This is a genomic window from Streptococcus mitis, assembly GCF_026782865.1.
In the GTDB taxonomy this organism is placed as follows: Bacteria; Bacillota; Bacilli; order Lactobacillales; family Streptococcaceae; genus Streptococcus; species Streptococcus mitis_CG.
Map to the genome: position 1 here is coordinate 1 of NZ_JAKUXK010000012.1, position 19,931 is coordinate 19,931.

General features: G+C 39.7%; 13 protein-coding genes. 2 read left to right on the plus strand and 11 right to left on the minus strand.

From position 1 onward, the window contains the following. On the minus strand, positions 1–3,023 hold a 3,023-nt coding region (locus MK482_RS06905), incomplete at its 3' end, for a G5 domain-containing protein (RefSeq protein WP_268718333.1). Between the two features lie 216 nt (positions 3,024–3,239). On the opposite strand from MK482_RS06905, the gene MK482_RS06910 reads away from it, so the two are divergent. Further along, positions 3,240–4,724, plus strand: a complete 1,485-nt coding sequence (locus MK482_RS06910) for a M protein trans-acting positive regulator PRD domain-containing protein (protein ID WP_268718334.1) — start codon at positions 3,240–3,242, stop codon at positions 4,722–4,724. A gap of 50 nt (positions 4,725–4,774) precedes the next feature. Here the strand turns inward: MK482_RS06910 and yaaA are convergent, their stop codons facing one another. The 6 genes from yaaA to MK482_RS06940 all read right to left on the minus strand — a co-directional run bounded on the left by yaaA (position 4,775) and on the right by MK482_RS06940 (position 13,562). Beyond that, positions 4,775–5,503: a peroxide stress protein YaaA gene (yaaA, locus tag MK482_RS06915; protein WP_268718335.1), complete on the minus strand. Its 729-nt coding sequence runs from the start codon at positions 5,501–5,503 to the stop codon at positions 4,775–4,777. Positions 5,504–5,578: 75 nt separating this feature from the next. After that, positions 5,579–7,174, minus strand: a complete 1,596-nt coding sequence (locus MK482_RS06920; RefSeq protein ID WP_268718336.1) for a hypothetical protein — start codon at positions 7,172–7,174, stop codon at positions 5,579–5,581. A gap of 11 nt (positions 7,175–7,185) precedes the next feature. Further along, on the minus strand, positions 7,186–7,596 hold the full coding sequence (locus tag MK482_RS06925; RefSeq protein ID WP_268718337.1) for a peptide deformylase: 411 nt from the start codon (positions 7,594–7,596) through the stop codon (positions 7,186–7,188). A 115-nt stretch (positions 7,597–7,711) separates the two neighbouring features. Next, on the minus strand, positions 7,712–10,408 hold the full coding sequence (locus MK482_RS06930; protein ID WP_268718338.1) for a cation-translocating P-type ATPase: 2,697 nt from the start codon (positions 10,406–10,408) through the stop codon (positions 7,712–7,714). Positions 10,409–10,665: 257 nt separating this feature from the next. Next, a complete protein-coding gene (locus tag MK482_RS06935) occupies positions 10,666–12,279 on the minus strand; it encodes a DUF6020 family protein (RefSeq protein WP_124787164.1) in 1,614 nt (537 codons plus the stop codon). Positions 12,280–12,494: 215 nt separating this feature from the next. Then, complete coding sequence (locus MK482_RS06940; protein WP_268718339.1) at positions 12,495–13,562, minus strand: glycosyltransferase; 1,068 nt, start codon at positions 13,560–13,562, stop codon at positions 12,495–12,497. A gap of 191 nt (positions 13,563–13,753) precedes the next feature. Here MK482_RS06940 and mntE point away from each other — a divergent pair, with 191 nt between their 5' ends. Beyond that, a complete protein-coding gene (gene mntE, locus MK482_RS06945; RefSeq protein WP_268718340.1) occupies positions 13,754–14,938 on the plus strand; it encodes a CDF family manganese efflux transporter MntE in 1,185 nt (394 codons plus the stop codon). A 36-nt stretch (positions 14,939–14,974) separates the two neighbouring features. Here mntE and MK482_RS06950 read toward each other — a convergent pair whose 3' ends face one another. The 4 genes from MK482_RS06950 to MK482_RS06965 all read right to left on the minus strand — a co-directional run bounded on the left by MK482_RS06950 (position 14,975) and on the right by MK482_RS06965 (position 19,931). Then, entirely contained in the window at positions 14,975–16,846 is a 1,872-nt protein-coding gene (locus tag MK482_RS06950; RefSeq protein ID WP_268718341.1) for an ABC-F family ATP-binding cassette domain-containing protein, read from the minus strand. Further along, complete coding sequence (locus tag MK482_RS06955; protein ID WP_326845880.1) at positions 16,843–18,042, minus strand: CCA tRNA nucleotidyltransferase; 1,200 nt, start codon at positions 18,040–18,042, stop codon at positions 16,843–16,845. Before MK482_RS06955 ends, MK482_RS06950 begins: the two co-directional genes overlap by 4 nt. Continuing rightward, positions 18,039–18,806 carry a 4-hydroxy-tetrahydrodipicolinate reductase gene (dapB, locus tag MK482_RS06960; RefSeq protein ID WP_261203832.1) on the minus strand — a complete coding sequence of 256 codons (768 nt, stop codon included), beginning with the start codon at positions 18,804–18,806 and terminating at the stop codon, positions 18,039–18,041. The genes MK482_RS06955 and dapB overlap by 4 nt, the downstream gene beginning before the upstream one ends. Positions 18,807–19,082: 276 nt before the next feature. Then, the gene (locus MK482_RS06965; protein WP_268718342.1) at positions 19,083–19,931 is read right to left on the minus strand and encodes a DegV family protein; all 849 of its coding nucleotides are present in this window, start codon (positions 19,929–19,931) and stop codon (positions 19,083–19,085) included.

Here is a 19,931-nt window from a genome sequence, read left to right on the forward strand (position 1 = left end):
CCTGCTGGTCCTTGCGCTCCATCACGTCCGTCGCGTCCCGCTGGTCCTGGTACACCTTCACGTCCGTCGCGTCCTGCTGGTCCTTGCGCTCCATCACGTCCCGCTGGTCCTTGAAGACCTTGGGCACCTTGATCTCCCTTAGGTCCTTGTGGTCCTGCAACTCCGGCTTCACCTTTTAGACCTTGAGGTCCACGAATGTTACCAATTTGGTTCCAGTTTTCACCTTCTTTTTTGTAAACATCACCTGTAGTTGCATCGATATAAGTGTCACCATCTTTACCATCATTTGATGTTGGTGGTTTAGGTCCACTTAATAGTTCAGCACCATTACGTCCGGCTGCACCTGCTGCACCATTGGCACCGTCTGTACCATTATAAATTGGTTGTTTAGCAATTAATTCATCTATACCTTCATCGTATCGACCATTACCATTGTTATCAAAGTACGCTGTAATAAGAGTACCTTCTCTTGGTTTTTCTGCTGGTGCTGTAGATGGGGCGTCTGCTAAAGCTCTTCTTACTCTTCCGCTTCTTTGATTGTTTAATCTTGCTGCTGCTTCAGCTAAGGCATTTAAGTCGATGGTTGGTGTACGTCCATCTTTACCATCTTTAATGTTAACTGTTACAGGTTCTTCTCCTGGAACTGTAAATGTAATGTCAGTACTGCGGCCATCTGCTCCACGAGCAGTTGTAACTTTAGGAGTTTTTCCGTCACGTCCCGCTGCTCCTGTTTCACCACGGTCTCCACGGTCTCCTTTTTCACCTTGGGCTCCGGTTAGACCACGTTCGCCTTGGTCCCCTTTTTCACCTTTGGCTCCATCTGCAATTACAACTTCTTTTAGTTTTGTATCGCCTGCATCAAATTCGTTGTTATCATTTTGGTCATAATAGAAGATAACGGTCGTTGTTTTATCTGCGTCATTTCGTTGAGTCGCAACTAATGGACTTGCACCATCGAAACCATCTCTTACAACAGTACTTGTAACATTACCTCTACCGTCGTTAATCGTAATAGTATGAGTGCCGTCATCTTTATTATCTTTAACGGTTACGGTTGGAGTTACACCGTCACGACCTGCCTGACCTTGGTCTCCTTTTTCACCTTTAGCTCCAGTGAGACCACGTTCGCCTCGGTCTCCTTTTTCACCTTTAGCTCCAGTGAGACCGCGTTCGCCTTGCTCTCCTTTTTCACCTTTAGCTCCAGTTAGACCGCGTTCACCTTGGTCTCCTTTTTCACCTTTGGCTCCATCTTTAATAGCAATTTTTTGAACAAGTTCGTCTACACCTTCAGTATAAACACCGTTGCCATCGTTATCAAGATAGAAAGTGAGGTTATTTGTATCACCAACTTTATTTTGATCAACACGTGGTTTTACTGTATCGATTAGCTCTTTAGCCACACCAATTTGCATAATACGTGGCTTGGCTTCTTTAGTAACAGAATTACTAATTGGCAATCCTAAAAGTGTTTCGTTACCAAATCGATGGACTTTATAGGTAATTTGACGTTGTCCTTTTTCACCTTCTCGAACTAATCTAGTTTGACCTTCTGGTAACTTACTAGTTGGAAGATAGACAGTTTGGAAGTCAATGTCTTCTGAAACAGTCTTATTATTAGTACCGCCATAAGGGTTTGCATCCAAGTATAGTGGGGTTGCTCTATAATAATAGTTAGAGTTACTATACGGGTCATTACTTGTTGCTGCACTACCTCCACCTTGGTTTACGTTAAAAGTAACTGGTTTCAAACGTACAGACAAGTCACCATTTGGATTAATGATAGGCAAACTAAATCTGATTGTTTGTCTCTCACTTGTTGAAGTAGCAGAAGTCATACTGTATCCTGAGTGAGATACGTAGTTGGCACCCTGGCTAATGGGTTTTGATTGTTCTCTCAATCTTGGGGTTGTGATAGTTGCATTGGAAGGATTTCCAAATCCATCCCCTTTGTCCAAGATAAAGTTATTATTAACAAATTCACCTGGACCAGAATATTCAATTGTGAAGTTCAATCTATTACCTTGACGTACTGTTGTTACATCGTAATGAATTGAATTCCCACCACGTGAGTTCCCGTAGCCTCGGAAACTATAACTACGACCAGCTTGACTGATGTCTGAAAACGCAACTGTGTTACCAGAACCTGAGACGATTGGGTTGGCTGGATTGCTAGAAGCTCTAAAACCACTATGCCCTTTATCCAAGTCTTCCTTACGGATAGCTGGGTTTTGGCGAGCATCAGAAAGGCTCAAACCTGGTTTCAAGATTTCATTAGTAGATGCTGGAGCTGAAGTTGTTTCTACTTTGGCAGCTGTGCTAGTTGGCAAAACAGCGCTATCAACAGCTGAACGATCAGTTGTTGCAGCTGGTTTAGTCTCTTCCTTCGCTTCAACTATATCAGCTTTCTTCGCTACAGGAGTTTCTGATACAGTTCCTTTATCAGTGTTAGAACGAAGTTCTAGCCCAATAATAGCTGATTGGATAGATGACTCTGCTGCTGTTACTTCAGCTTCAGTTGCATCTGCTTTTCCAAGCAAACCTTGACCAGCTTGGATACTTGCTTGCAAGTTAGCAGCACTTGCTTCTGTATATAACTTGCTTTCTAGTTTTTTAGCACGCGAAAGAGCCGTTAACAATTTTGACTTGTCAACAGCATCTTGCTGCTTTACTTCCTCTTTTTTATCTTTTGCTTCTTCAACTTTTTCTGCTGGTTTAGTAGCTTCTTCAGTTTTAGCTGGAGTCGTTTCTACTGGATTAGCTACAGTTGGAGCTGCATAGGTTGTTTCTTTTTTAGGTGTAGCAACTTCTGCTGGTTTTGTAGCTTCTTCTACCTTATCAACAGAAACACTGTTAGTAGCTTCTGGGTTATGTTCCTCTGCTTGTACTGCTTGCGCATTGGCAGCAGTTCCCAAGACTAAGGCTGTCCCGAGCAAGACACTAGCTGCACCAAAGTGATACTTACGAATAGAGTATCGTTGTTGCATGCTATACCAGTCAAATGATTTCTTATGTGAATGTTTCATTTTGAACTCCTAGATAATATTTTATAATTCCCACTCTACAACTATTTGATATATAAATCAATATTTTCTATACAATTAATATATTCTCTTTTTGTACCTAAGAGCCACTTATCTTATTCTAAATTTTCTGATTACTAACGACAATTTTCTTACTCTAAGTTTTTTGTACTTTTTAGACAAAAACATGATATAATAAATTAAGGAGGAAATACCTATATGCGTAACCTTTTATCTACGAAAGATCAGCGACAATTACGTTTAATGGAAACCCTAATCCAACATCGTGATTGGATGAAATTACATGAACTTGCCGACGAATTAGGATGTACTGAACGAATCTTAAAAAGTGATTTAAATGAATTGCGTGCTGCCTTTCCAACTATCGATATCCAGTCTTCTGTTAACGGAATTATGATAGATTTAGAAGTTAATACTAGCGTTGAAGATGTTTATCAATATTTTCTTGCTCATTCTCAATCTTTTCGATTACTAGAGTATATGTTTTTTAATGAGGGCCTACCTATTTATCGAACAATAGAAAATCTTCACTCTAGTAATGCCAACCTCTATCGATTGGGCAGAAATATTACAAAAACTCTGTCAACTCAATTCCAAATTGAACTATCATTTACTCCATCCGAAATACGTGGGAATGAAATCGATATTCGCTATTTTTTTGCCCAATATTTTTCTGAGCGCTATTATTTCCTAGACTGGCCTTTTCCTGACCTTCCTGAAGAGGATTTAACAGAGTTTGCTGATTTCTTCTATAAAATCACGAATTACCCGATGCGATTTTCAATTTATAGAATGTATAAATTGATGATAGCTATCAGTATTTACCGCATCAAAAGTGGTCATTTCGTCGACTTACCCAATCATTTTAACGATGAATACTACCCTCTTTTGATGAGTATTCCAAACTTTGAGGAGATACTTGTCCATTTTTCTGAAAAACTGGGACTGGAAATCACTCCAGATATCATCGCACAAATTTTTATTTCCTTTATTCAAAACAATCTTTTCTTAGATCCTCAAGAGTTCTTCAACTCTTTAGAAGATAACAGTGAAGCAAGATACTCTTACCAATTACTTAGTCAAATATTAGAACGCCTAGCAAAACAATATAAGATTACTTTTACTAACCACGATGAGCTTATTTGGCATTTACACAACACTGCTTTCTTTGAAAGACAGGAAATCTTTTCTACCCCAATCTTATTTGAACAAAAAGCATTGACGATTAAAAAATTTGAAGTTTACTTCCCAGACTTTATGGGAAGTGCACGTCAAGAACTGGCCCAATATCGTCAGGCAATTGGACAGCATGACCATCCTGAACAGTTGGAACATCTGATGTACACCATCTTAACCCATGCTGAAAACCTCTCTACTCAGTTGTTAGAAAATCGACCACCTATCAAGGTTTTGATTATCAGTAATTTTGACCATGCTATATCCCTTACCTTTGTTGATATGCTTTCCTACTACTGTAATAACCGCTTTACCTTCGATACTTGGGATGAATTGGAAACGAGTCCTGAGATTTTAAATCAGACAGGTTATGATATCATCGTGTCTAATTTCTATATTCCAGGAATTACCAAGAAGTTTATTTGTCAAAATCATCTGTCAATAATGGATTTGGCTAATCATCTTAATACTTTATCAAATGAGATTCATTTGTCCAATACTTTATAAGCTAGAAAAAAGTCAGCATAATCCTGCTGACTTTTTCTCTTATCTGATTTCTAAACTTCCTTAACAAAAACCAATTCCTGTGGTTGTGACAAATCTTCTCGGTAGGCAAATCCGGCAAAGTTCAAGCGACGTGCTTCCTCCACAGTTTGTACTTGATTTTCTATTAGAGATGTTAGGAAGGCACCACGCGCTTTCTTGGAAATGGTTGAGTGAATCTTCAGCTGACCACCTCTATCCTCCATGAATTTGAAGGTCACCATTTTTTCTCTGATTTCCTTAGAAAACACAGTCTCAAACTCGGACGACAAGAGAGAAAAAATCATTTCTTCCTGCTTCACAGCTTCATCATAGGCTGCCTTCCAATGGCTCTTCAAAGTCTTACCAGCGACTTTTAACTTCATCAAAAAGTCCAAACGGTGAGGGGCTATGGGTGACAAGGCTGGTACGACTCCGTACAAAGCCGAAGTAATAAAGACATGATTTTCAAGATAGGCCTGTTCTATCTCGGTCAGTTTGTCTCGCTTGATATGACGGTACATAAGCCCATCAAAAAGTTTCAAGGCTGGGTAGTGTTGAGCAGTTTGACTTTTCAAAGCTTGGATATGTTGAAATTCTTCCGCCGCTTTCTCAGCTGATACCTTGTAAAAACTCTCCAATTGACTAGCAGAATAGCGGGCCAAGGCATCCAGCACGGCCTGGCTTTCTGGTTTTAAAGAAGTTGCTTCGATACTTGGCAAGTCTGTGTTCATTTCTTTTGCTGTAGGGATTAAAATTTTCATATTAATAGTGTAGCATATTTTTTTGCCGCTACCAAGAAATTCATCTGAAAAACCTCGGCTTGACCGAGGTTTATCTTACTGCACTTTAAATGTCTTGAGATAATTGTCTTTTCCTACTTGACCTTCGAAGGTTTTACCATTTTCAAGGTAAGGAAGGTCATCTGATACTGAGGCCTTGACCTTATATATCTTACCATCAACTTTAAAGAAGTAGACGGTGTCGCCCTTGATAACAGCTGATTTGAGGTCTGCTACCACTCCTTTGATACTTTCAGTTGTTGCATTGTCAATCTCAAGATCGTTTTTATTGGCATATTTACTGAGCAGTTCTTCTACTGTCGTGGCTACGATAACATTTTGGTACTCAACTGCGTCTACCAGAGCATACTCTTTGACCAGACCAGCATTGTCCTTCAAGCCCATGATGTAGAGAGGCTTGTCATTGAGGTTGATGAGGATTGGGAAGGTTGCCTTGTAGGATTTCTCCTGAACAGCACCTTCGGCTGATTCACGGGCCGATTCTTCGGTCGCAGAGGCTAAATTGAACTTAGTAATTTCACCTGTTCGCATATTTTCTAGGATAAAACCAAGATTACTTTCATCTGCATTGGCCGACGTCACACCTGTGTAGAGATAGATGTCATTGCCGATAGACAAGTAATTATAGCCCTTGGTAGTCTGGGTCACGTTTTTCTTGGAAATCATAGCATTCCAGAAACCGTCCTTGTACTTGCCGTTGTAGTTGATTTGCTCAATGGTTTCCTCAGCTGGATAGACCCTGTCTACCCATTCTGGGACTTCTGATAAGCTGTATTCCTTGGTTTCTCCATTTGTAGCATCCAAGATAATGACTGAAACAGGACGGGGAACCGCAAGTCCAAATTGCTTTTGGTAAACCGTAGCCACATAGAAAGGATTACCTTCATCGTCCACCTCAAAAGATGGAGTCTTGAAGATTTTAGTTGGGTACTTCAAGCGCAGGTGACGCTTGACATCACGGTTAAAATACTCCGAATCCGAATACTTGATTGGTGTCTTCAAGTCCACCAAGTCCGCATTTCCAGTCACCATGTCTACCTTGATATACTCGCCGATTCCCTTGGCCTGATTATTAAACCACTTGATAGGATCTGCGTATTCTAGTGGTGTAACCCGATAAGGCTTCCCATCAATTGTCAATTGGGTATAGGTATCTGCCGCTACGTACTGCGACACCTTATCTGTTAGGGAACCCAAGTAGCGGTCCCCAATTTTTTCAGCGGTACTTCTATCTAAGATAGGAACCTTACTGGTATCAGTCTTAGGAAAATCAGTAAAGTCTTTTTCCGTAACCGTGACTACATTGGCATAATTTTTAGCCTGAAAAATGCTAGAAGTCACCAAGGAAACCAAAGCTGCCAAGAGAAGAATTCCTCCAATAGAAGCTAAAAGGATTTTCCCTAACCGATTGATTTTGAAACCCTCTAGATTTAAGGCAGCTTCTGCCTTGCCGTGGCGCACATGAACCGTTTTGACCAAATTGATTCCCTTGCCAAATCCAAATAAGACTGCCACAACCAGCAAATGCCCACAGAGGAAAAAGAGAAATTCCCAGCTAGTCAGGTTAAGAGGCGGTAAAAAGATATACCAGGTCGTTGCGATAAAAATAAGTTCAAAGACTATTCGTTTCATTTGCTTTCCTCCTAAATGATTCGTCCTTCCAAGTGATCCAGTTCATGCTGGCAGATCTGTGCTGGGAAGCCTGTCAAGGTCATGATCTGTTCCTGCCACTTGCTATCACGATAGGACACCCTTATGGTTTCATAACGCTTAGTAGGTCTCACACCTGTCAATGACAAACAGCCTTCCTCTGTCTCATAAAATCCTTCAGAGGACAGGAGCACTGGATTAAACATGACCACGGGAACCAAGCCAAGATTAAAGATAATCACGCGCTTCTGCACCCCAATCATATTGGCAGCCAGACCAACACAGGTCTCACGATTTGCTAAGAGCGTATCTTGTAAGTCTCTAGCAAGATACAGGTCTTCCTGACTTGCAGGCTGAGACACCTGAGATAAAAACAAAATATCCTTCACAATTTTCTTTTCCACTTCCTCACACTCCTCTTGCTTTTTACTATATTATAGCAATTATAGCACAAAAGCCGATAACTGTAATCCCTTTCCCTCAACTGTAGTAAAAAGCCATCCGAAGATGACTTTCTTTTTAAATCGCATTCTTGTCAAAGCCAAGTTTGCGTTGGATAAACTTAACGATTTCGACAATGATAATCATTGAGAAGCTTCCAGCCATAACGATTCCCCATTGTGACAAGTCTAGTTTGGTTACGTGGAAGATGCCTTCAAGCGGTTCTACGACGATTGTTGCCATGAGAAGGATGAAGGATACCAAGATTGACCAGTTAAAGGTCTTAGACTTGAATGGGCCAACTGTCAAGATTGATTGGTAGACAGATTTGACGTTATAGGCATGGAAAAGCTGAATCAAACCAAGGGTTGCAAAGGCCATAGTAAGAGCATCTGCATGAATGGCATGATTGTCACCCACATGAACTGGGTAAGCAATCGCAAGACCATAAACACTCATAACAATAGCTGCTTGGAGTACACCTTGATAGATGATAGAACTCAAAACACCACCTGAGAAGAAGCTTGCCTTGCGTCCACGTGGTTTATGGTTCATGACACCAGGCTCAGCTGGCTCAACACCTAGAGCGATAGCTGGGAAAGTATCGGTTACCAAGTTGATCCACAAAAGATGAACTGGCTGCAAGACATCCCAACCAAACAAGGTTGATAGGAAGATGGTTAATACTTCAGCAGTATTGGCAGAAAGTAAGTACTGAATAGTCTTTTGAATGTTTGAGAAGACCTTACGTCCTTCCTCCACTGCAACAATGATAGTCGCAAAGTTATCATCTGCAAGAATCATGTCAGATGCTCCCTTAGAGACCTCTGTACCAGTGATTCCCATACCAATACCGATATCGGCTGTTTTCAAAGCTGGCGCATCATTGACACCGTCACCTGTCATGGCAACGACCTTACCTTGTTTTTGCCAAGCCTTGACAATACGAACCTTGTGTTCTGGAGACACACGGGCATAAACAGAGTATTGACCAACTACTTTTTCAAAGTCTTCATCAGATAGTTCGTTGAGCTCAGCACCAGTTAAAACGTGGCCTTCTGTATCGTTTGCGTCAATGATTCCCAAACGTTTAGCAATAGCTTCTGCAGTATCTTGATGGTCACCCGTAATCATGATTGGACGAATTCCAGCTTCCTTAGCCACACGAACAGCCTCAGCTGCCTCAGGACGTTCAGGGTCAATCATCCCAATCAAACCAGTGAATATTAAATCATTTTCAAGCTCTTCAGAAGTAAGGTTTTCTGGAATACTATCAACAACCTTATAAGCACCTGCAAGAACACGCAAGGCTTGATGGGCCATTTCAGAGTTGTTTGTATGAATGAGGTTTGTAACCTTCTCATCAATCGGAGCAATATCCCCAGCTTTGTCACGAAGAACACAACGTTTCAAAAGTTGGTCTGGCGCACCCTTGACTGCTACAAGGAAACGACCATCTGGCAATGGGTGAACCGTTGACATGAGCTTACGTTCAGAATCAAATGGCAATTCAGCTACACGAGGATATTTCTCTAAAAATCCTTTAACATCGTAGCCCTTGTCCAAGGCATATTGGATGAAGGCTGTTTCGGTTGGGTCACCAATCAGGTTGCCTTCCACATCAATTTTCGTATCATTTGCCAAGACAACTGAACGAAGAAGCGGCATTTCAAGACCCAGTTCAATGTCATCAGCTGAGTCATGTAGGACTGCATCGTAGAAGACTTTTTCGACGGTCATCTTGTTCATAGTCAGCGTACCAGTCTTATCAGAAGCGATGATTTCTGTTGAACCAAGAGTTTCTACAGCTGGCAACTTACGAACGATAGAGTTACGTTTAGCTAAAACTTGAGTACCAAGGGCAAGAACGATAGTTACGATAGCTGGTAGCCCTTCTGGAATGGCTGCAACGGCAAGCGCAACAGAGGTCATCAACTCACCGAGTGGATTTTTACCTTGAATGAAAACACCAACTACAAAAGTAACAAGTGCAATAACCAAGATAGCATAGGTCAAGACCTTAGAAAGGTTATTCAAGTTTTGTTTGAGGGGTGTATCAGTCTCATCAGCGTCTTGAAGCATACCTGCGATGTGACCGACTTCAGTATACATCCCTGTATTGACAACAACACCCATACCGCGACCATAGGTTACGTTAGAGTTTTGGAAGGCCATGTTGACACGGTCACCAATACCAGCATCTGCAGCAAGTTCAACTGTCAAGTCTTTTTCGACTGGCACAGACTCACCTGTCAAGGCTGCTTCTTCGATTTTAAGAGAGTTAGCTTCTAGTAAACGTAGGTCTGCTGGTACCACGTCGCCTGCTTCAAGGGCAACGATATCGCCTGGTACCAATTCTTTAGAGTCAATCTCAGCCATATGACCATCACGAAGAACCCGAGCAGCTGGACTTGACATAGATTTGAGGGCTTCGATCGCTTCTTCGGCTTTTCCTTCTTGGTAAACACCAAAGGCAGCGTTGATGATAACCACGGCTAGGATGATAATGGCATCTGCGATATCTTCCCCACCAGAAGTCACAACTGACAAAATAGCTGCCGCAACTAGGATGATAATCATCAAATCCTTAAATTGCTCAATGAATTTGACTAGGATTGATCGTTTCTCGCCTTCTTCGAGTTCATTATGGCCAAATTCAGCAAGGCGTTTCTGCGCTTCGCTAGATGACAAACCTTGCTCGGTCGCATCCACAGCCTTCAAGACCTCTTCAGGACTCTGAGTGTAAAACGCTTGGCGTTTTTGTTCTTTTGACATGTGTCTCCTCCTTGACATTGTGTGCAAAACAGACTCTCTTTTCCTTATCGTATCTTTTCACGACAAACAAAAAGAGACCTGTTAATCATAACAAGTCTCGCTGTTTAAGATAGTGCCGGAAAGCATACTTTTCAGTATAAAATTCGGAATGACGACACTATCACAGGTTTCTGCCAGCTACTCCCTTGAGTAGTACTATTATACCAAATTTTGAAGAAAATTCAAGAATATTTAACTACTCAACATATCGGAAGCTCCTATCGCCTCTTTAAAAAAAGGAAGGGAAGTAACAAAGGGATTATAGCCATGAATACATACGAATATCTAAAATAATTTACAATTGGAGAATAAATGCACGTTAGTATTATTGAAACACATATAATTATTAAACCTAAAATCTTATAATCTCTCCTCAATAATGAAATCATCAAAATAATTAACAATAAGATTGTATATAACCCTGCACTATAAAATATAGAAAAAACTGGTAAATAAGAAATCGTCTTATGTATATTCCAATAGAATTCTTGTAGCTTCTTAAACTTTGTTTGATTCTTCCATCCATCATCAAGTGAAGTTGTATTTCCATAAACATTGCTACTATCTTCATACATAACCTGATAATAATTTCCCATATACGTCAAATCTGAAAAATTATATGGATACCAATATGAAACAGACAAATTTAATAATGCATCTATATAAGTCTTTGGATGAGTAAGATAACCCTTAAACCATAATTTAAAAAATTCGTGCTCTCTTCCCTCAAATTGTTCATTTTTCATGCTATCTTTAATTGGATCAGCTTTATAATAAACAAATTTCTTGTTATTTTCTAGACCTAATGTAGAATCATAAAAAGCTAATTCTTCACTAGAAAATGAATCTGGATGATAGTATACAGCAGCAGCAAGTTGTTGAAATCTAGGTGCTAAATAATCATACCTCTTTCTTGATTCTTGTGGCTGAATTAAGGAACTTGCAATAAAATTTATTATCAAAGTAAAGCTTATTGATACTAAAGAATAGAACAAAATTTTCTTGTAGTAGCGTTTGTTAAAAATAAATAGTATAAGAATCCCAACAATTATATAAATAACAGCCTTTCTATGCATCATATATATCCCAAAAAAGGAGATAATAAACATAAATAAGAAATTCTTATTCTCAAAAAATTTAGCTGGTTGATAAAGAATATATATAATACATAGAAAAAACAACATTAGTGCATTTACCATATATACATCTTTATACATCGTAAAACTAACTATTATAAAATTTGGAAACAAAAGATAGAATAAATATAAACATCTGTTCAACCATTTATTATTACTTAGTTCAAAAATTCTATATAATACATATACATAAATTAAAGTTGTTATTACTAGAGTAAGAAAATTGAAAATCGCTACTCCAACACCAACCCCTCCTAAAAATTTTATACCAAATTTTGTAAATAGACTTACAGTATAGGTAAATAAATATGGGTGGGAATTTGTCAATGGATAAATCCCTAGACCTTCACCTATTATTACCATACTATCATACGTTGTAACACCTGGATACAACAGTATAAATGCTAGTATTCTAACCAAAAGAAATGGAGTTAATAGACTGAAATATTTTCGCCTATCTATCTTAAGCCTAAATGTATTCAACTCAATATCGAATTTTTTTACATGAACATTGTATTTATCCCAAACTAAATGTAAAAAATACTTAAAGATAAGATAATATCCTATCAAAAGAATAAAAAACAATATAAAAGAATATCGGTTCAAACTCCCCCTAAATAATGCTTGTGTGTGTGTTATATCTTCTCCGATTACAAAAATAAATGCTAAAATTGACGAAAATACTTTTATAATCATAGATTCTCTCTTAGTTAAAGAAGATAACTTATTTTTATTTATGAAATATAAAACTGATAAGAATATTGTTGCTGTAATCAATGTTTCTGTTTGAAATACTCTTAAAAACGTTATATAACTATTAACAACTATTTTTTTGTCTAATGTTAACAAAAGTGTAAAATAGTAAGATAAGATAATACTCTTTACAACACTAAAGTTCAACTTATTTATCACTATCTAAACACCCACCTTCTTTGAACTTGATAACTAGCAAGAAATAAAATTGTATCTACTACTATTTTAATGGCTGTTTCAGAACCAGAAAACATATTCCAAATGACTGTCACCATTGCTGCAGATAATAACATTTGGAAAACAGCCAAGCTATAGTATTTAACAATCGTTTTATGAATTCTTTTTTCACCATCAAAGACAAAATTCTTATTCATTGTAAAATTAAAATAAGATGAGATTATTCTTGCTAAAATAGTCGATAATAAAATCAATAGTGCTCCCCTATGAATCCCTACAGATAGAGAAATCCAAAGAAACAACTGAAACAACCCAATATCAACTAAAAAGGAAGAAAGAGAAGATAACAAATATTTAAAAAATGAGACAAAGATTACTTTGTAAATTCTCAATGAATCTTTAATAGGATTGAAATGAGTTTCAGCATTATCATCAAAGTAAATAGTTTCAATAGTTATTTCTTTGATTGGAATCAATTTATCAAATGTATGTATTAACATTTTAGTTTCATACTCAAACCGTTCACCTGGAATTTCTAACATATCATGCAGAATTGCCTTTGGAAAGCCTCGAAGTCCAGTCTGAGTATCTGTAATTTTGCGACCATAAAGCAATTTAAATACTAATTTTGTAAGCTTATTCCCAAATTTACTTTTTGGCGGTACATTTTCAGAATCAAAATCACGACAACCTAAAATTAGCGAATCAGGATAATTAGAAATTATCTCTACCATAGATAAGACATCTTCAACCCTATGTTGTCCATCCGAATCAGCAGTGACAATCCCGTTATATTCTTCTACATTTGGCATTGTCAGAAAATAGTTAAAGGCATTTTTTAAGGCACGTCCTTTTCCTAAATTTTTTGCATGAGTTAATATTTGACATCCCTGTTCATCTCTTAGGTTTTCAAAAATATTTTTAAATTCAGGCCTACTTCCATCGTCTACAATTAAAATATTTTCTAACCCAGATAGTCTTAATTTTTCTATGTATTTAATTAAATCAAGTGGAGGATTTAGAGCAGGAATAACAATCAATGTTTTCATATAATCTCCTTTGGTATCTGCTAATATTTTTGTATAAAAAAGCATAAACTTCCAGATATCATTCTATCATGTTTCCTAAAAAAAAAAAGTATTTTCTGTTTTGTATTTTCTTACTTTTATCCATCCTATTTGAATTTTCCCTTGAAAACCAGTATAATGGTAGAATGCTATGTGACTAGAAAGGAAGTTGAATGAAGCAATCTATCTCAAATCTCAAGTTAGCTGAGCGTGGGGCCATTATCAGCATTTCGACCTATTTGATCTTGTCTGCAGCAAAATTAGCAACTGGGCACCTCCTCCATTCATCCAGTTTGGTGGCTGATGGCTTTAACAACGTGTCGGACATCATTGGAAATGTTGCCCTCTTGATAGGCATTCGGATGGCACGCCAGCCTGCAGACCGTGACCACCGTTTTGGTCACTGGAAGATTGAAGATTTGGCTAGCTTAATCACTTCCATCATCATGTTTTATGTCGGTTTCGATGTACTTCGGGATACCATTCAAAAAATTCTCAGTCATGAAGAAACGGTCATTGACCCTCTTGGTGCAACCCTAGGAATCATTTCTGCAGCGATTATGTTTCTAGTTTATCTCTACAATACTCGCCTCAGTAAGAAATCCAACTCCAAAGCACTGAGGGCTGCCGCCAAGGACAATCTTTCTGATGCTCTTACCTCACTTGGTACTACTATTGCCATCCTAGCTAGCAGTTTCAATTATCCCATTGTGGATAAACTGGTTGCCATTATCATCACTTTCTTTATCTTAAAGACTGCCTATGATATCTTTATCGAGTCTTCCTTTAGTCTTTCAGACGGCTTTGACGACCGTCTGCTTGAGGACTATCAAAAGGCCATTATGGAAATTCCCAAAATTAGCAAGGTTAAATCTCAAAGAGGTCGCACCTACGGTAGCAATATCTACCTAGATATCACGCTGGAGATGAATCCTGACTTGTCGGTTTATGAGAGCCACGAGATTGCGGATCAGGTCGAGTCTATGCTGGAGGAACGTTTTGGCGTCTTTGATACCGATATCCATATCGAGCCAGCACCTATCCCTGAGGATGAAATTTTAGACAATGTCTACAAAAAATTGCTTATGCGCGAACAATTGATTGACCAAGGAAATCAACTGGAAGAACTCTTGGCTGACGATTTTGTCTATATTCGTCAAGATGGAGAGCAGATGAATAAAGAGGCCTATAAAGCCGAAAAAGACTTGAATTCTGCCATCAAGGACATCCAAATCACTTCCATCAGTCAGAAGACTAAACTCATCTGCTATGAGTTAGATGGTATTGTCCATACCAGTATCTGGCGTCGCCACGAAACCTGGCAAAATATCTTTCATCAAGAAACCAAAAAAGAATAGAGAAATCCTGTCATAAGACGGGATTTTTCTATTCTTCTAGTTATCAAATTCACTTAGATACTCATAGCGTTCGTATTTTTCAAGGAGTGCTTCGTTTTTCTCATCCAGTTCTTTTTGGAGAGTAGCCAACTTACCAAAGTCAGAGCCGTTGGCCTGCATCTCCTCTTCAATAGCAACGATACGATTTTCCAAGGCTTCAATATCGCCTTCAATGCTTGCCCACTCCTGCTTTTCTTGGTAGGTCATGCGTTTCTTGTCTTCTCGAACCTTGACCACTTTTTCCTTTTCGGCTTTTTGCACTTGATTGGCCATATCTGTTTCAAAGGCTTTTTCATCAAGATAGTCGGTGTAATGACCAAAGAAAGGACGAATTTTACCATCCTCAAAAGCGAGAATCTTAGTCGCCACCTTATCCAAGAAATAGCGGTCGTGACTAACAGTCAAAACTGGTCCCGCAAATCCTTGCAAGAAATTCTCCAAAACTGTCAAGGTTGCAATATCCAAATCATTGGTTGGCTCGTCTAAAAGAAGAACATTTGGTTTTTCCAAGAGCAGTTTGAGGAGATAAAGGCGTTTTTTCTCTCCCCCAGACAATTTCTCAATCAAGGTTCCATGCGTCGAACGTGGGAAAAGGAACTGCTCCAGCAGCTCTGCAATCGAAGTTGTAGAACCACCGCTGGTCTTGACCTCTTCTGCCACTTCCTGCAAGTAATTGATCACTCGCTTGCTTTCATCCAAACCCTCAATTTGCTGAGAGAAATAGGCGATGCGAACAGTTTCCCCAATCACAACTTGTCCTACTGTCGGCTCAAGACTGCCTGCAATCAAGTTGAGGAGGGTTGATTTCCCAACACCGTTATCCCCAACAATTCCAATACGATCTTTAGCCTGCACCAAGAGATTAAAATCTTGCAAAATTATCTTGTCATCATAAGCAAAGGAAACATCCTGAAACTCGATGACTTTCTTCCCAATACGACTGGTTTCAAAGTTCATGGTCAAGTCTGTCTCAGCAACGCCACCTGAAACTTCCTTTTTCAGGTCGTGGAAACGATTGATACGAGCTAGCTGCTTGGTTGCACGCGCCTGCGGTTGTCTGCGCATCCAGGCCAATTCTTGCTTATAAAGTTGTTCCTTTTTGTGGAGAAGAGCCGCATCACGCTCATCCTGTTCCGCCTTTAGGCGAACATAGTCCTGATAATTGCCCTGATACTCCGTCAATCCAGCTCGATCCAACTCGAAAATCCGTGTTGACAAAGCATCCAAGAAATAACGATCGTGGGTAATAAAAAGGACGGTCTTCTTGGAATTTTTCAAAAAGAGGGTCAGCCACTCAATAGTCGCAATATCCAGATGGTTGGTCGGCTCGTCCAAAAGCAAGAGATCGTGGTTGCCAAGTAAGACTTGCGCCAACTGAACCCGTCTTCTTAGACCACCTGACAATTCCCCAACTGGAGTCGATAAGTCCTGAATCCCCAGCTTGCTAAGAACGGTCTTAACCTGACTCTCAATTTCCCAAGCTTGAAGAGAATCCATCTCTGCCATGACCCGTTCCAAACGCGCCTGCTTGTCCTCACTGTAGTTGAGCATGATCAATTCATACTCACGAATGAGCTGGATTTCCTTTAGTTCACTAGATAGGACCGTATCCAAGACCGTCTTGCTATCATCAAAATCAGGATCTTGGGTCAAGTAACCAATCTGGTAATCATTCTTTGCTGAAAAAGGACTGACATCCCCATCAAAGCCAGAAACACCAGAAAGGACATCTAAAAGGGTGGTCTTGCCAGTCCCATTGACACCAATCAAACCAATTCTGTCTAGATTATGGATGATAAAGGAAATATCCTTAAAAACGGTCTTATCACCAACGGATTTACTTAGTTTTTCAACGATAAAATCACTCATTTTTTCTCCCTCAGATAAGCATGGATGGCTTGGTGGTCATTTTCCAATTCTCCATCAACAATGGCATATTCAATCTCTGTTAAAATCTCTCCCAAGTCTGGACCTGGTTGATAGCCATATTCCTTAATCAAAATGCCACCGTTGATTTGGATTTCTTTCTTATCATGAATGGTCAAACTCTGGTAAGTTTCTGTGATGACTTGCGGGTTGACTGGTTTTCCCTGAGCCTGACGAAGATTTTCAGCCTGTAAAAGTAAACCTAAATCAAAGCGATAACAATCGCGCTTGCTCAATTCTCCCTTTTCACGCAAGGACAAAATAGTCAGTAAATCCTGAACTTGCTTGGCAAACTGCCGTGAGGTCTTCCAAGCCTTCAAAAATGGCTGCGCATTTTCAATCTCCAAAGCCGACAGTAAAGCCGCCCAGACTTGCTCTGAAGATTCAAAGGTGAAATCAGTCTCTAAATCAAACAGTCTATTGAGCTTGTCCTGGCTAGCTGCCATATCAGGGAGATAGTCATAAGCTTGACTCTCAATCATGGAAGCCAAGCCCCTTCTCCAAAATGGAGCCAGCAAGAGTTTATCAAACTCAACGAAGGTACGCTCCACAGAAATTTTCTCCAAAAGTGGCGTTAAGGTCTTCATAGCTTTAAATGTTTCTGACTCAAGTTCAAATCCAAGACTAGCCTGAAAACGAAAACCACGCATAATCCGCAAAGCATCTTCGTTGAAACGCTCACTTGCCACTCCAACCGCCCTCAAGACTTGATTTTCCAAATCGTCTAAACCATGGAACAAGTCAACGATTTCTCCTGTCTCATCCAAGGCAAAGGCGTTGACTGTGAAATCACGGCGCTTAAGGTCTTCTTCTAGCGAGCGAACAAAAGAAACCGCACTAGGTCTACGGTAGTCCACATAGACATCTTCTGTCCGAAAAGTAGTTACCTCATACTCCTCATCCCCATCTAAAACCAAGACGGTTCCATGCTCGATTCCGATATCGGCAGTTCGCGGAAAAATCTGCTTGGTCTCTTCTGGATAAGAAGACGTCGCAATATCCACATCATGGATAGGGCGATTGAGAAGAGCATCTCGAACAGAGCCCCCAACAAAATAGGCCTCAAAACCTGCTTCTTTAATTTTTTCTAATACTGGTAAAGCCTTCTGAAATTCAGAAGGCATTTGCGTTAATCTCATAATAAGTGTTCTAATCCATAAACAAGCTCATGACGCTTGACAACTTCTTTAATTCCCAAATTCACCCCTGTCATGAAGGAGATGCGATCATAGGAGTCATGACGGAGGGTCAATCCTTCTCCCTGATTGCCAAAGATGACTTCCTGATGGGCTACTAAGCCTGGCAAACGTACTGAGTGGATCCGCATGCCATCAAAGTCAGCACCACGAGCACCAGCAATGAGTTCTTCCTCATCTGCTGCACCTTGCTGAATAGACTCTCGAACTTCTGCCATCAACTCAGCTGTTTTAATAGCTGTTCCACTCGGAGCATCCTTTTTCTTGTCATGATGGAGCTCGATAATCTCCACATTTGGGAAATATTTGGCAGCCTGCCTTGCAAATTGCATGAGTAAAACAGCACCCAAGGCAAAATTTGGAGCGATCAAGCCACCCAAATCTTGAGCACGAGAGAATGCTTTTAGCTCTGCAATTTCTTCACTCGTGAAACCAGTTGTTCCAACTACTGGAGCAAAGCCATTTTCAAGAGCAAAGCGTGTATTTTCATAGGCAACAGTTGGAGTAGTAAAGTCTATCCAGACATCCGCTTCAAAGCCTGCTAAATCAGCCTTATCCTTGAAAACAGGAATACCCTGCCATTCTGATTCAGACTCAAAAGGATCCAAAACTGCTACCAAGTCTAAGTCTGGATCAGCCAAGACCATCTGACAAGCAGCCTGGCCCATCTTTCCCTTAAAACCAGCAATAATTACTCGAATACTCATCTCTACTCCTATTTAAGATACAAAGCCTGTAAGAACACAAAGTGAAAATAGGAGGTCTGATCAAGGAGTAGATACTCCTTGGAAGAACTATCTTTTTCACACAGGGTTCCAGGCGAGTCCAATTTCTATGATACAAAGGACCTTAACTACCCATGAAAAATAGGGAATGGCACTGACTTTCCATGAAAGGCAAGACAAGCATCTTTTTTCATGAGGAAGATAGTCCATGTTCAATTTCTATGATACAAGATTTCTTAACTAGCCTAGAAACACCAACTAAATCACTGGAATATAACCTAGAGCAATACTTCCTGCTCCTAGGTGGGTCCCAATGACACTACCAAATGTAGCAAGTGAAACATCCGTACCTACTCCAGATTCAAGTAAGTGCTGACGCAATTCTTCAGCCTTTTCAGGAGCATTTCCGTGAATGACAATGATACGGTATTGGCCCGAAGCTGTGGCTTCCTTGATAATCTCAATTAAACGCTTGGTTGCTTTCTTTTCAGTACGAACTTTTTCGTACACTTCAATCACACCTTGGTCGTTGAAATAAAGGATTGGCTTAATGCTTAGCAGATTGCCCAAAATCGCAGCTCCATTTGAAAGGCGTCCCCCTTTCACCAAGTGGTCCAAGTCATCCACCATGATGAAAGCAGATGTGTGACTAATTTGTATAGCTAACTTATCCTGAATGATGGCAAAATCATCGCCTTGATCTTTCCAGTTAAAGACATTTTCAACCATGATGCCCAGAGGAGCACTTGTAATCAAAGTGTCTGGGAAAGCAATGGTTAAGCCCTCATAATCATCGACCATGTACTGGATATTTTGGTAAAAACCTGAAATTCCAGAAGATAGAAAAAGCCCCAAAGCATGTGTATAACCTTGTTCTTTGAGCGAAGTTAAGATTTCATCTAACTTTGCAATACTTGGTTGACTGGTCTTAGGCAATTCAGAAGCCTGAGCCATTTTTTGGTAAAATTCCTCAGCAGTCAGATTGATGCCTTCGACATACTCCTCACCATCAATATTGACAGGAATATCCAAGACAAACAAATCTTCTCTTTGCAAGGTCTCTGCACTGAGATAGGCAGAGGAATCTGTGATAACAGCTAATTTCAT

Excerpts from the sequence above, each read along its gene's own strand:
- MK482_RS06910 (WP_268718334.1), top strand. The coding sequence starts at position 3,240 with ATGCGTAACCTTTTATCTACGAAAGATCAGCGACAATTACGTTTAATG.
- yaaA (WP_268718335.1), bottom strand. The coding sequence starts at position 5,503 with ATGAAAATTTTAATCCCTACAGCAAAAGAAATGAACACAGACTTGCCA.
- MK482_RS06920 (WP_268718336.1), bottom strand. The coding sequence starts at position 7,174 with ATGAAACGAATAGTCTTTGAACTTATTTTTATCGCAACGACCTGGTAT.
- MK482_RS06930 (WP_268718338.1), bottom strand. The coding sequence starts at position 10,408 with ATGTCAAAAGAACAAAAACGCCAAGCGTTTTACACTCAGAGTCCTGAA.
- MK482_RS06935 (WP_124787164.1), bottom strand. The coding sequence starts at position 12,279 with ATGATTATAAAAGTATTTTCGTCAATTTTAGCATTTATTTTTGTAATC.
- MK482_RS06940 (WP_268718339.1), bottom strand. The coding sequence starts at position 13,562 with ATGAAAACATTGATTGTTATTCCTGCTCTAAATCCTCCACTTGATTTA.
- mntE (WP_268718340.1), top strand. The coding sequence starts at position 13,754 with ATGAAGCAATCTATCTCAAATCTCAAGTTAGCTGAGCGTGGGGCCATT.
- MK482_RS06950 (WP_268718341.1), bottom strand. The coding sequence starts at position 16,846 with ATGAGTGATTTTATCGTTGAAAAACTAAGTAAATCCGTTGGTGATAAG.
- MK482_RS06955 (WP_326845880.1), bottom strand. The coding sequence starts at position 18,042 with ATGAGATTAACGCAAATGCCTTCTGAATTTCAGAAGGCTTTACCAGTA.
- dapB (WP_261203832.1), bottom strand. The coding sequence starts at position 18,806 with ATGAGTATTCGAGTAATTATTGCTGGTTTTAAGGGAAAGATGGGCCAG.
- MK482_RS06965 (WP_268718342.1), bottom strand. The coding sequence starts at position 19,931 with ATGAAATTAGCTGTTATCACAGATTCCTCTGCCTATCTCAGTGCAGAG.